The sequence below is a fragment of the Pontibacter sp. HJ8 genome, from assembly GCF_054824225.1.
The window spans coordinates 1-11,328 of the sequence record NZ_JSYF01000084.1 but is presented as its reverse complement, the minus strand read 5'-3'; the positions used below and the strand labels follow the sequence as shown (position 1 = coordinate 11,328).

Below are 11,328 nucleotides of genomic sequence, written 5' to 3'. Positions count from 1 at the left end.
TGATGGTCAGGATGGAGTTGGTGCCGGCGTTGGTCACTGTCGGAGAAAACGTGGTGACAACCGGGGCCAGTTTGATGTCCTGCACCTGCTGCTGCTGGCTTAGCCGCAGGACGGCGGTGCTTAAGCGCTCATTCTCGGTTACCGTGCTGTAGGTGCGGCCCGTTCTGGCCGTGACGGCGCCGTATACCTCCTGCACCGTCTGGTAGGAATTGAAAGGATCTGTGGCAGAGGCCCTTTCGATGTCGTACTTTACAAAACCCTGCCGGCTGCCGTAAGGGCTGGCAACGAGCGCTTTCGTGGCGGGTTGGGCTCCTGTGCGGGCTCCTCTTGTAAGAAAAAACAAGCCTTGCTGGCCACTGTGGAGTTGTAGGGCCGAAGACACAACGTGTTTCGATAAGCCCACCGTTCCTCCTTCTGTGATCACTTCGAGTTGCTCTTCGCGCACTTCCCCTTTAAAGACTTTATACAAGCGGATCGTGTTGGCAGTATAGATGTTCTCATGCCGGGCATCCCAGAAAGCGCGTTGTGCTACTACTTCTCCTTCTACAATCAGATCAGCTGCTTTGGTACGCTCCTCCAGGGAAAGCGGAACCATGTGGAATCCTTCAGAGGCAGCGGCCGGCAGGGCCAGCACCGAAAAAAGCACGGCAAGTATAGTTGCACATCTTGTAAGCCGGGAGCCGATGAAGTCAAAGTATAAAATGGTCATATATGGGTGCGGGTTGACTAGCTTTTTCTATTGTTACAAATACGCTAAAAAGTCGGACAATGGATAACTCGTCTTCTTACGGAAAAGAACAAACAGGGGTATGTTAAGTTTAAAGCCAAATATAATAAAAAAAGCCCTCGCCTGATTCAGGCGGGGGCTTCGGGAGCAAATAGGGGTATTTTATTGCTGCGAAGACTGTATGTGTACGTTCTGGCCGTCGCGCTTGTAGGTCATGTCAAAGCTCTTGCCGTCCTTGGTTTTCATGAGGTTGCGGTACTTGGTATGCAGGGCCTGCGATTGTTTCTGGCCGTTGATGTACAAGCCTTCCTTGTTGATCTTGAAATCGGTTACCTGCTCGCCTTCTTTCAGCAGGCCGTCCTTGATCATCTCTTTCCGTACCTGCTCCAATATGGCATTGCGCTCTTCATGGCTTTTCATGTTGACTTCGTGGCGGCGCATGTTCTCCTCATGCCGTTTTAGATTTGCCTCCTGGCGTTTCATGTTTTCCTCGTGGCGTCGCAGCGCGGCGTCGTGGTTTTTGCCTGCCGGAGCGTCGGCCTGTTGCAAAGCACGGGCTTCCATTTCCTTGGCGTGCTTTTTCATCTGTTCGGTGTACTTCGCTACTTCCTGCTCATACTTTTTCATCTCCTGTTTGTGCCGCTCCCGGGCCTTTTTGTTCCCCTCCTTGTTTTCTTCCCCGAAGGTGAAAGGAGTCATCGGTGGCATGGGCGGCATAGGCGGCATGGGTGGTATAGGAGCCAAACTAAACCCAGGAGCTATACCCAGTGCCGGTGGAGCCGGAGGAACAGGAGGAGCCGGCGGCGGCGTGATGGTTTCGAAGCGCATGCTGTCCGGGCCGGTATACGTGTAGGTATAGGTATTGCGGTTGGTGTTGCTATTGCGGCGTACGTCCGCCACGGCCTCCTCTGTTTCCCGGATCGTGCGGGTGCGTTCTTCCTTTTTCATGCGAGGCGCGCGTTTGGTTGCCGCCAGGCGCTGGTCGATCAACTGCTTGAACGCAGGGATGTCTTTGTCCAGAATGCGCTTGCCGTTGACGTATAGCTCTGCAATATCTCCTTTTTTGTTTTTGATGATGATCACGTCCGATGATTTGCCGGTGCTATCCTGTAGCGTAAGCGCCTTGGCCTCGAAAGGCTCGGCTTCGGGCCCAGGAAGGGCTGTGGCTGTAGGCGGGGCGGGTTCTGCTGCTGTGGCCAAGGTATAGGAAGCCTCATTTGCCTGCTGCTCCGGCTGCTTCATACCGGCCCAAGCCCCGAAAGACAGGAGCATACAGCCGCCCACGACCACCAGGGCCGCCATGAAGCCTTCTCCAAAAGACGGCCGCAGGTCGGTGCTGCTCACCAGGCGTTTTACCCGGTTGAGCAAGGAGCCTTTGTTGCCGGTCAGTGCCAGGGCATACACGGGAGCGGCAGGCATGCGCAGCACTTCCAATTGTGCCAGGGCGCGGGCATACGTCACCTTGTCGCCACAGGCTTTCACGGCCAGGTCGTCGCAGCAGTGCTCCCGCTCGGTGCGCGCCACCTGCGACATCCACCACACAGCCGGGTGAAAGAAAAAGAAAGTTTCCATGACCTGTTGCAGCATGTTGAAGAGGTAATCGTGGCGCAGTACGTGGGCCAGTTCGTGTGCCAGCACCGCCTCTACCTGGCGTTGGCTAAGCCCAGTGACCGCGCCTACCGGAAAGAGAATGACCGGCTTGAAATATCCGATAGCCATGGGCACCTGCACCAGGGCCGATTCCACCAGCCTAACGCCGTGGCGGACTCCCAGGCTTTGCTTAACCTGCTCCAGCGTTTCCTGCCAGTGCAGCCCCAGCGTTTGGGTCCGGTAGTTTCGCAGGCGCTGTACATAAGCCAGGCTGCCCAGAAAACGCAGCGACATCACCAACAGGCCCAGCAACCACACGCTCACCATCAGGGGCAGGTGTGCCGCAAAGTATAGCTGGCCCGTGTTGAGGAGCCGTTCCCAGAGCGGTACAGCCGGAGCAGCGAATGCTTCCGTAGCCGGTTGTGCGCTGTATAAGATCAGGGTGCCAGTGCTGCTGGCAGCGGGCTCAGCGCTGGTATACAGGCGGATGAAGGTAACAACAAACAGCACGAGCATGGTGGCCAGGCCCAGCATGGAGATGGTATAGCGCAGCCTGGCGGAGTGCCGGTTGAGCAGGATGAGGAGCAGGGCCAGAACCAGGCCTACCATGGCCCCCTGCCACAGCGAGTGGAGCAGTGCCCAGCCTAAAGCATGCGTGAGTGCTTCGGGTAAAAAATCAGTGCTGAAGTTCATTTCTTATCTCCTTCCAGTTTATCTAATAAATCTCTTATTTCGTCCAGTTCTTCTTTGGATGTCTGGTGGTTGCCCAAGGCCTGCATGACCATTTTCAGAGCGGAGCCCCGGAAAGTGGTATCCAGAAAGCGGTTCAGTAACCGGCGCTGGGTGTCTTCTTCCTGGAGCAGGGGCTGGTATACATGCGAGCGGTTCGCCTTGTCGGCCTGCAGCATGCCTTTCTCAGCCATAATCTGCATGAGTTTGAGGGTGGTGGTATAGCCGGCATCTTTGGTTTCGCTCAGCTGCTCATGTACAAAGCGCACGGTGCTGGGGCCGTGTTGCCATAAGATCTGCAAGATCTCCAGCTCGGACTCCGTCGGTTTTTGGGGTTGGTTTAAGGTCATGATCAAAAGAGAGTTAAGGCATCTAAGAAGTTGCAGTACCAATGTATACGAATCTTTTCGTAAAAGGAAATAAATTATACGATTTTTTTCGTATGTTAAACTGAAGCAGGTATAGCGGGCACAGGATGCTGCATCCGAACACGCACTTTAATGGTATTCGAAGTAAAAATAGAAGGCTCCGGTAAAGATGAAGGCAGAACTGCTGACGGAGAAAAATCGGGCTAATGTGCCAGGGCAGATTTGATCAGGATGAACTCGTTGATGTTATCGGAGTTGATGACGCCGGCCAGCCGTCCGTTCTCCAATACCGGAAACAGGGGCGCTTTGGTCTTTTGCAGTTCGGTATAGGCCTCGGCCAGCTTGTCCTGTACATTGAAGGCGCGTACATCCTGCGTCATTATGTGAGCTACCGGCGTTTCGATCTGCTCTTCTTTAACCGCCTGTATCAACTGCATGCGGGTGAGCGTACCGACCACCTGCCCGTCCTGCTCTACCACAAAGTCATGTTCGGAGCCCTTCAGTAGCTTGCTCAGGGCATCCCGCACCGTTTCGGCCGGACCCAGTGTCACGAAGTTGGTCATCATGCCCTCGCGCACGAGGTGGCCCCGCAGGTAATCCAGGTGCTGCACCATGATATTTTCGGAGTAGGCACCCAGGAAGACAAACAGCCCGATGAGTATCAGGAAAGGATTGTAAAAGAAGCCGATGAACACAAAGAAGATAGCCAGCAACTGCCCCAGGTTAGCTGCTATCTGGGTGGCCCGCACACGACCCAGTTTAAAGGCCAGCAGTGCCCGCAGCACCCTGCCGCCATCCATCGGGAAAGCAGGTATGGCATTGAATACCACCAGCATGAGGTTGATGAACAAGAGCAGGTATAAGAAGTTGGCCGGAGTGATGCGGCTGAAGAACGCTTCGTTCGGGATGTCGCGCATCGGAGGCAGCACCAGCCAGAGCAGCAAGGCGATGACCACGTTTACGGCGGGGCCGGCAACAGCGATCAGCAGCTCCTGTTTGGGATTTTCAGGTATACGCTCCAGGCTCGCGACACCGCCAATTGGCAGCAGGGTGATCCGTTTGGTGCTCACCCCGAAGCGTTGGGCCGTCAGGGCGTGCCCCAGCTCGTGCAGCACCACACACAGAAAGATCGTGAGCACGAAGGCCAGGGAGAGCAAAGTGGTTGTGAGGTCGCTGCCCCGCTGCATTTCCGAGAACACAATCCAGCCCAGGAGGATGACGAAGGTCCAGTGTACGAGGATCTTGATGCCTGCAATTCTGCCCAGATTCAACGACCATTTCATAGTAGAGCTATCCTTCCGGTGTTATACCTGTAACGAACAAAACAGCCTTAAGTTGAAGCACTTACACCAGGAATCCCCTGCTCCCGTACTAGCGCAGGAGCTGAGGAAGAACCTTTTCGCCAAACACCTCTATGTAGCGCTCCTGCTGCAGGTTGACGTTGTGCAGCATCAGCTGGCTGAAACCCAGGTCAATGTCCTGCTGCAGCCACTCCAGGTGCTGGCCTGGGTCTGAGGAGATGCGCACATGCTGCCGCAGGTCTTCCTCCCGCACAAACATGGCCGCCTGCTCCAGCTGCTGGGCTGTGCGCAGGTCCGAGAGTACGGCACTCGGGAAGATGTTGGAACGCCACTGCTCATGCGCCTCCTGCAGCGCCTGCTTTTCGTCGTCGGCATACGAAAGCTGCACCTTCAGGTATAGGGGTTTGCCTTCGCCTCCGCCCCTGTGAAAAGCGTCTACTATTTTCCTGAGCTCTTTCGGTGGCTTGGACACGGTAATCATGCCATCGGCCCAGCCACCTACCCATTCGGCTGTTTCTTCGGTAATAGCGGCCCCTATGATCTTAGGTGCTCTTTCGGGGCGCGTAAATAGCTTGGCTTCTTCTACTGTGACCAGGCCATGGTGTGTCACTGTCTCCCCGGCCCACAAGGCGCGGATAACATCCACGCACTCTTTCAGACGGGCGTTGCGGTCCTGCTTCACAGGCCAGTGCTCACCCGTTATCTGCTCATTGATGTACTGCCCGCTGCCCATGGCTACCCAGAAACGGTCCGGGAACATCTCAGCCAAAGTAGCAGCGGCCTGGGCAATGATCGCCGGATGGTAGCGCTGCCCGGGTGCATTGACTATGCCGAAGGAGAGGTCCGTGGCCTGCATGGCGGCGCCCAACCAGGACCAGGCAAAGCCGCTTTCCCCCTGGTCGAGGCTCCAGGGAGCAAAGTGGTCGGAAGAGAGGGAGGCGTTGAAACCGGCCTGCTCTGCCAGCTGCACATAGCGCAACAGGGCGCTGGGCTTAAATTGCTCGTGGGAGGCATGATAACCTATCTTCAGTGTATCGTTGTTTTCTTTCATAGGTATAGGAGGTGCTTAGGAAGTGGCCGGGCAGACAGATCTGCCGTTATACCTTGTGCTGTTATCCTGTCGGTTTTCGTACGGGAGGTATAGCCATCCTGGTTTATAATCAGTTGTATTGCATACGGCTTTGCTTCGGCCTTTGGTTACGAAGCGCAGGATGATACACCAAAAGGAGAAGGCTTATGGAATCTGCTCAGGCTATGTAGCTATACCTGATTTATACTTGTCAGGCAGTTTTTTGAAGTGTTTTCTGAAAACCTCCGGCTGCACCTGGCAAGCGTTATGCTCCCGTGGTACGGATGCAGCAGTTCGCACAGAGGTATTGCTTAAGGAAGGGAATATGTTTGGACCAAAGGCAGAATCGAGCCAGCCGGGCAGTACCTGAACAGGCATTTTCAGATAAAAGAGGTATAGCAAGTGTAATTCTTAAAAAAGACGGGGCAGGTTTTGACAAGAAACAGGTATAGCCAAAATATTTATGACAGTGATCGCTTGCTGCCTGTTTCCGGGCACTAGCTTTGTAGAAAGAATGAGCATGGCAGATATAAAAGAACGGGACCTGGAGCGGGAGCTGAGTTTCCAGGCTTCCAGAAGTGGTGGCGCCGGTGGGCAGAACGTAAATAAGGTCGCCACCAAGGTAGAGCTGCGTTTCCGGGTGGCGGAGTCGGAGCTGCTGACGGAGGAAGAAAAAGCGCTGATACAGGAAAAACTGGGCAGCCGCATCACCAGCGAAGGCTATTTGCAGTTGGTATGCCAGACGGAGCGAAGCCAGTTGCAGAACAAGGAGCGGTGCATAGAGCGGTTTTATGAACTGCTGCGGCAGGCGCTCACCCGCCAGAAAAAGCGCAAAGTCACCAAGCCCACCCGCTCTTCGGTACGGAAACGCCTCGAAAGCAAGCAAAAGCAATCCGAGAAGAAAGCCAGCCGGGGTGGCTTCAAAGGAGATTATTAGCGGCACCCGCCCGGGTATTTCTTTACCAGACCGGTGTGCATTCGCTATCGGGCCGGGTATTTTCTCTGCTTTAAATTAAAAGCAGGCTGCCGGGTAAGAATTGACTTTGCCGGTCGTTTGTAGGGTTGCTGCTTGCCTGCAGGTATAACCTTCTCTTAGAAGTATGGCAGCATCAGATTGTATTCTTCTTGAAAAGTAGCAGAAGAAGGAATACGGGTACAGAGATATGCACAATAGGTAAGATATTTGTTGAGGCAGAAAACAGATTGTTGATACGGTACATGAAAAAATATATTTTAGCAGCGCTCCTGTTGGTAGGAGTGGCCACCGTCAGCCAGGCGCAGAAATACAGAACAGCAGCAGGTATACGCCTGGGCGGAGACGAGTTTGGGGCCACCTTGCAGCAAAAGCTGCATGAGAAAGGAACCATTGAAGGGATCGCCCTGATCAGTTCACGGGAGTACAGCGGGACAGCGCTCTACCAATGGCATTTCCCGATCTTGGGGAAGCGCTTCAACTATTACCTGGGTGCTGGCGGGCACGTGGGCAACCTCAAAGACCACGGCATGTTCACGGGGGTAGACGGCATACTCGGTATAGAATATAAAATCAACGGGCTCCCTTTCCTTTTGTCAGCTGACGTGAAGCCAGCTGTGCATATCAACCACGAAGATTGGGTAAAGCTGGCAACCGGTATCTCGATCCGGTACGTGATCCTGGCTGAGAAGAAAGAGAAAAAGAAGCTGTGGCCATTTGGCAAAAAGGAGGAAGAAGAAGAGAAATCAGGTTGGCCCTTTGGCAAGAAAAAGGAAGAACCACCTAAAAAGAAGGTATGGCCATTTGGCAAAAAGGAAGCAGAACCTGTAGAGGAACCTGAAAAGCGCATCGACCTCCGGAAGATATTTCAGAAGCAACAGGATTAAATAACACAGCCCGGCCATACCAGCCGGGCTGTGTTATTATACCCTTTCCAGTATGCGCTGGCCCACTGCACCAGACCCCAGGTCATTGCCAGGATGGCCTGGCACAGGTTTATGCAGAGCTAACTGGCCGAAAAATCATCTTCTTCTGCAAAGCGTTGCCGTTACGGACCTGGGGCCGTTTATACTTTGTAATCAGAGAAGAGCAGTGAATTAAAGGTGTTCTCAGAGAGGCAAAGGACAAAATTGGAGCTAGGCAGAAAGTGAGCAGTAGCCCCGGCTAGCGCATAACCACCATCCGGGGTTCTACTACAGTATCATCAGCTATGTTGGCAGGCTTTTCCTGAGTACGCTCCGCCAACAATGCGCGGGAGTCAATTGTTTTCTTTACAGCAAAGCTTAGTGCTGCTACTAATACAATTAAAAGAAGTAGGCTTTTCATGGTTTTATTTTGACGAATGGCGCGGGTACTGGTAGCCGGTTACTCGGCAGCAACTTCGGTTGCCGCTTCAGGCGCCAAGCTTGGAGCCGTAATCACTACTTCAGGCAATAGGTTCGGGTATTGATTCAGCGCCTTTATTTCATTTCTGTACTGGATCTCTTTTAGATCGGCGGCTGTTTTTTTACCAGCTGCACCAAAGGCGGTGATTAGACTGATAAGAAGAATGATAATTTTCATGGCAGTATTAGGTTTAGGTTACTAGGTTACGGGTTGATCTTTGGCAGAAAGTGCGAGGCGTCAGACGCGAGGCGCAAGCACCATCACTTCAGGTAGCAGGTTAGGATAGGTTCTGAATTCTCTCAGTTCCTGCTGCTTCTTATATTTTGAAGCTGTGGTATTGACGTCATCGGCAGTTTTCTTGCAGGTAGCTCCGAAACCGATAACAAGGGCGAAAAGAAGAATGATAATTTTCATGGCTTTAATGAGTTAAATGGTTAGTTTTTATTTCCTAAGTACTTAATAGATAGTGCCTGCAGGTGAAAGGTTGCTTGGAGCACTATAATTTTTTTTACTTTCAATTGAACACATTGCATTTTGTGTGCCATGAATGTAAATAATTGAAAATCAATAGTTTATGTGCGTAGTGCCCGTTTATAAGGTGTTGAAAGCGTCCGGGAGCGTACACCTGTGTGTTCAGAAGCGAACATAAACTCCACCCCGGACAAAGTTGACAATCAAAGGTATAGATGAGCTGCGGCTGTATATTGCCTGAGGTACCTCTGTTAGTCAAGCCAAAAAGGAGCAAACACCCCCGGATTCAGGCTCTCCTTCAACGGGAAAAGAACAGGTTGTCAGGCGCTGCAGGGAATGCAGCGATGCTGATTTTGCACCTGATTCCGGCATGCAGAAAGCCTTGATTCACTGAGCTCTTATAACCCCCAGCGCACCCTAGAGCTGTTTGGCTGACCAACCCGTAGCCGCTGTTGTGAGTATACAATACAGCTTCAGACACAAATTAAGGATCCAACAATGAGTAAAGGCACTTTGATAGCCCTAGGAGGCGGGTATGATGACGATCTTATCAAACTGATCTGGTCAGAGATCTGTCCGGTCAATTCCAACATCGAAATAATAGCGACAGCTGCCACAGAGCCGCAGGAATCAGGGTATGCCTACAAAGAGGCTTTCGAGGAGATTGGCTGCGGAAAAGTAGCGTTCATGCTCATCGATGAGGAAAATGAGGCGGACAAACCCGAATACATAGACCGGATAAAACAGGCGGATGTCGTCTTCTTTACAGGAGGAGACCAGGTGCGCCTGGCAGAGTTTCTCAATGAGACGCAACTGCTGGAGATCATGCGCAGGCGCTACCAGGAAGAAAACGTGATCATAGCCGGTACAAGCGCCGGCGCTGCGGTCATGTCGGACAGGATGATCTATGACGGCTATGGCCACTACTCCCTGATAAAAGGTGAAATGAAAACCACGCACGGGTTCGGATTTATCAAGGACGTATACATCGACACGCATTTCGCGGAAAGAGGACGGTTCGGGCGACTGGCGCATGCCGTAGCGCACGACACCCATTACATTGGCATCGGCCTCAGCGAGGAAACAGGCATCATCATCAAAGAAGGGAATAAAGTGGAAGTGTTCGGCACGGGCGTCGTCACGATCATAGATGCCAGCAAGAGCCGCTTCTCCAACACCCGGCAGGTGGAGGAGAATGAGCCCATTGCTGTTGAGCACCTGATCATGCACCTGCTCGTCGAAGGCTACCGCTACTGCCTCGCAGAACACCTTTTTCAGCCGGTGGAGCACCAGCTGCGACCGGAAGAAGAAACCGGTGGCCGGGCGGGTGTCCTCTAGCTGCTAGTCTTTTACCCGGTCTTCCTGCTGCAGTTCCATGTTAATGGCTACCCCTGCCTTCGCTCCTTCAGCGGCAGCCACAATGACCAGTTGCATATCCCGGGCGGCGTCTCCGGCTACGTAAAGGCCGGGGATGTTGGAGCGTTGCAGGCGGCGCGTTTTGATGACGCCCTTTCCTGTAAATTCGCAGCCCAGCTGCTGGCCAAGATCCGACTGCTGCGAGGTTTCTCCGGAAAAGAACATGGCCTGGTGTTCCCGCACCTCTCCGTTGCGGAGTATGATGCGCTGCAGCATACCGTCTTCGCCTTCCAGCCTGGCGATCGCTCCCGTGCATACCTGCACGTCATGGAGCTTGAGCAGTTCCAGGTCTTCGGGGCGCAGCTTCTTGGTACCGTCGGTAAAAAGGGTGACGCTGTCGCTCCAGTTTTTCATGGCCAGCGCCTGCCCGATCCCGTTTCTTTCTCTGCCATACACGGCAATGGCCTTGTCGCGGCTTTCCCAGCCATCGCAGTAGGGACAGTGGTGCACGCTCTTACCGTATAGGGGCTCCAGCCCGTCCAATTCTGGAAGCTTATCTTTCAGGCCGGTGGCCAGCAGCAGTTTTCGGGAGTGGTATACTTGTCCCTCCTCGTCATTCACTACAAAGGTGCCCTTGCTGTAAGTAGCCGTGTCCACTTTCTTGTCGAGGAGCTCTACGTTGTATTTTTTCAGCTCTTCCCGGCCTTTTTTGATAAAGTCCCGCGGGCTCATACCATCACTAGAAAGAAAGCCGTTCATGCTGACCGCCCAGCGGTTGCGGGGCTTGCCACTGTCAAAAACGACCACCTTGCGTCGTGACCTACCCAGTATCATGGCCGCATTCAAACCGGCTGCGCCACCTCCAATTATTATCACATCATACATAAATGCCTGGTTCTTTTTTGAGAGTATGTAAACGTAGAATGCAGCAACAGGATAAGCCTTGGACCCGGAAAATTGTTTACCGGGCCGAATTCAAAGCCCTGCTTCCTGCAATCATCAGCAGGTAATGGCCTTGGTATGGCTTACGGGATGTAATGTGTCCATCGATAAACAGCTTGTAATCATGCGGATATGCTGTGTATGGGTGTTCAGGGTGAAGCTTCGGGTGAGCGTACAGGAAGACAAGGTGAAGGACTATCTGCCCGTCTTTTATATTTTTTCGACTAATGTTTAAAATTATTTGAAAAAAGCAGCGAGAACCGCTACCGCACGTCCTAATGTTTTATATATTTGTTTAAACCTATTTCACCCTACATTTAAAAGTCGCGTTTTTATGAAAAGCAAATTACTAGCCTTATTAGGTGGTACCTTACTCTCGGGCATGGCCATGGCCGGAGGATACCAGGTTAACCTGG

11 protein-coding genes and 1 pseudogene are annotated in these 11,328 nt (G+C 52.8%); 3 read left to right on the top strand and 9 right to left on the bottom strand.

Going from position 1 to position 11,328, the window contains the following annotated elements; genetic code table 11:
• The 5 genes and pseudogenes from OB13_RS05220 to OB13_RS05200 all read right to left on the bottom strand — a co-directional run.
• Positions 1-709 (bottom strand): annotated as a pseudogene (locus OB13_RS05220) (hypothetical protein); the annotation flags it as partial.
• Between the two features lie 180 nt (positions 710-889).
• The gene (locus OB13_RS05215) at positions 890-3,010 is read right to left on the bottom strand and encodes a M56 family metallopeptidase (RefSeq protein WP_461489091.1); all 2,121 of its coding nucleotides are present in this window, start codon (positions 3,008-3,010) and stop codon (positions 890-892) included.
• On the bottom strand, positions 3,007-3,396 hold the full coding sequence (locus tag OB13_RS05210; RefSeq protein WP_461489090.1) for a BlaI/MecI/CopY family transcriptional regulator: 390 nt from the start codon (positions 3,394-3,396) through the stop codon (positions 3,007-3,009). Before OB13_RS05210 ends, OB13_RS05215 begins: the two co-directional genes overlap by 4 nt.
• Positions 3,397-3,617: 221 nt before the next feature.
• Positions 3,618-4,697: a site-2 protease family protein gene (locus OB13_RS05205; protein WP_461489089.1), complete on the bottom strand. Its 1,080-nt coding sequence runs from the start codon at positions 4,695-4,697 to the stop codon at positions 3,618-3,620.
• 88 nt (positions 4,698-4,785) lie between these two features.
• Complete coding sequence (locus OB13_RS05200) at positions 4,786-5,766, bottom strand: TIGR03885 family FMN-dependent LLM class oxidoreductase (protein WP_461489088.1); 981 nt, start codon at positions 5,764-5,766, stop codon at positions 4,786-4,788.
• A 538-nt stretch (positions 5,767-6,304) separates the two neighbouring features.
• Here OB13_RS05200 and arfB point away from each other — a divergent pair.
• Together arfB and OB13_RS05190 are read left to right on the top strand one after the other, a co-directional pair.
• A complete protein-coding gene (gene arfB / locus OB13_RS05195) occupies positions 6,305-6,721 on the top strand; it encodes an alternative ribosome rescue aminoacyl-tRNA hydrolase ArfB (RefSeq protein WP_461489092.1) in 417 nt (138 codons plus the stop codon).
• A gap of 281 nt (positions 6,722-7,002) precedes the next feature.
• Positions 7,003-7,644, top strand: coding sequence for a hypothetical protein (locus tag OB13_RS05190; RefSeq protein ID WP_461489087.1), 642 nt, complete (start codon positions 7,003-7,005; stop codon positions 7,642-7,644).
• Positions 7,645-7,921: 277 nt separating this feature from the next.
• On the opposite strand, the gene OB13_RS05185 is transcribed toward OB13_RS05190, so the two are convergent.
• Genes OB13_RS05185 through OB13_RS05175 form a run of 3 tightly spaced genes read right to left on the bottom strand, consistent with a single transcriptional unit; the run spans position 7,922 to position 8,557 of the window.
• The gene (locus tag OB13_RS05185; RefSeq protein ID WP_461489086.1) at positions 7,922-8,083 is read right to left on the bottom strand and encodes a hypothetical protein; all 162 of its coding nucleotides are present in this window, start codon (positions 8,081-8,083) and stop codon (positions 7,922-7,924) included.
• A gap of 39 nt (positions 8,084-8,122) precedes the next feature.
• Positions 8,123-8,320, bottom strand: coding sequence for a hypothetical protein (locus OB13_RS05180; RefSeq protein WP_461489085.1), 198 nt, complete (start codon positions 8,318-8,320; stop codon positions 8,123-8,125).
• Positions 8,321-8,380: 60 nt separating this feature from the next.
• Positions 8,381-8,557: a hypothetical protein gene (locus tag OB13_RS05175; protein WP_461489084.1), complete on the bottom strand. Its 177-nt coding sequence runs from the start codon at positions 8,555-8,557 to the stop codon at positions 8,381-8,383.
• A 555-nt stretch (positions 8,558-9,112) separates the two neighbouring features.
• Between OB13_RS05175 and OB13_RS05170 the strand changes: the two genes are divergently transcribed.
• Positions 9,113-9,952 carry a cyanophycinase gene (locus OB13_RS05170; protein WP_461489083.1) on the top strand — a complete coding sequence of 280 codons (840 nt, stop codon included), beginning with the start codon at positions 9,113-9,115 and terminating at the stop codon, positions 9,950-9,952.
• Positions 9,953-9,955: 3 nt separating this feature from the next.
• Here OB13_RS05170 and OB13_RS05165 read toward each other — a convergent pair whose 3' ends face one another.
• Entirely contained in the window at positions 9,956-10,855 is a 900-nt protein-coding gene (locus OB13_RS05165) for an NAD(P)/FAD-dependent oxidoreductase (protein WP_461489082.1), read from the bottom strand.
• Positions 10,856-11,328 lie beyond the last annotated feature (473 nt).

Excerpts from the sequence above, each read along its gene's own strand:
- OB13_RS05215 (WP_461489091.1), bottom strand. The coding sequence starts at position 3,010 with ATGAACTTCAGCACTGATTTTTTACCCGAAGCACTCACGCATGCTTTA.
- OB13_RS05210 (WP_461489090.1), bottom strand. The coding sequence starts at position 3,396 with ATGACCTTAAACCAACCCCAAAAACCGACGGAGTCCGAGCTGGAGATC.
- OB13_RS05205 (WP_461489089.1), bottom strand. The coding sequence starts at position 4,697 with ATGAAATGGTCGTTGAATCTGGGCAGAATTGCAGGCATCAAGATCCTC.
- OB13_RS05200 (WP_461489088.1), bottom strand. The coding sequence starts at position 5,766 with ATGAAAGAAAACAACGATACACTGAAGATAGGTTATCATGCCTCCCAC.
- arfB (WP_461489092.1), top strand. The coding sequence starts at position 6,305 with ATGGCAGATATAAAAGAACGGGACCTGGAGCGGGAGCTGAGTTTCCAG.
- OB13_RS05190 (WP_461489087.1), top strand. The coding sequence starts at position 7,003 with ATGAAAAAATATATTTTAGCAGCGCTCCTGTTGGTAGGAGTGGCCACC.
- OB13_RS05185 (WP_461489086.1), bottom strand. The coding sequence starts at position 8,083 with ATGAAAAGCCTACTTCTTTTAATTGTATTAGTAGCAGCACTAAGCTTT.
- OB13_RS05180 (WP_461489085.1), bottom strand. The coding sequence starts at position 8,320 with ATGAAAATTATCATTCTTCTTATCAGTCTAATCACCGCCTTTGGTGCA.
- OB13_RS05175 (WP_461489084.1), bottom strand. The coding sequence starts at position 8,557 with ATGAAAATTATCATTCTTCTTTTCGCCCTTGTTATCGGTTTCGGAGCT.
- OB13_RS05170 (WP_461489083.1), top strand. The coding sequence starts at position 9,113 with ATGAGTAAAGGCACTTTGATAGCCCTAGGAGGCGGGTATGATGACGAT.
- OB13_RS05165 (WP_461489082.1), bottom strand. The coding sequence starts at position 10,855 with ATGTATGATGTGATAATAATTGGAGGTGGCGCAGCCGGTTTGAATGCG.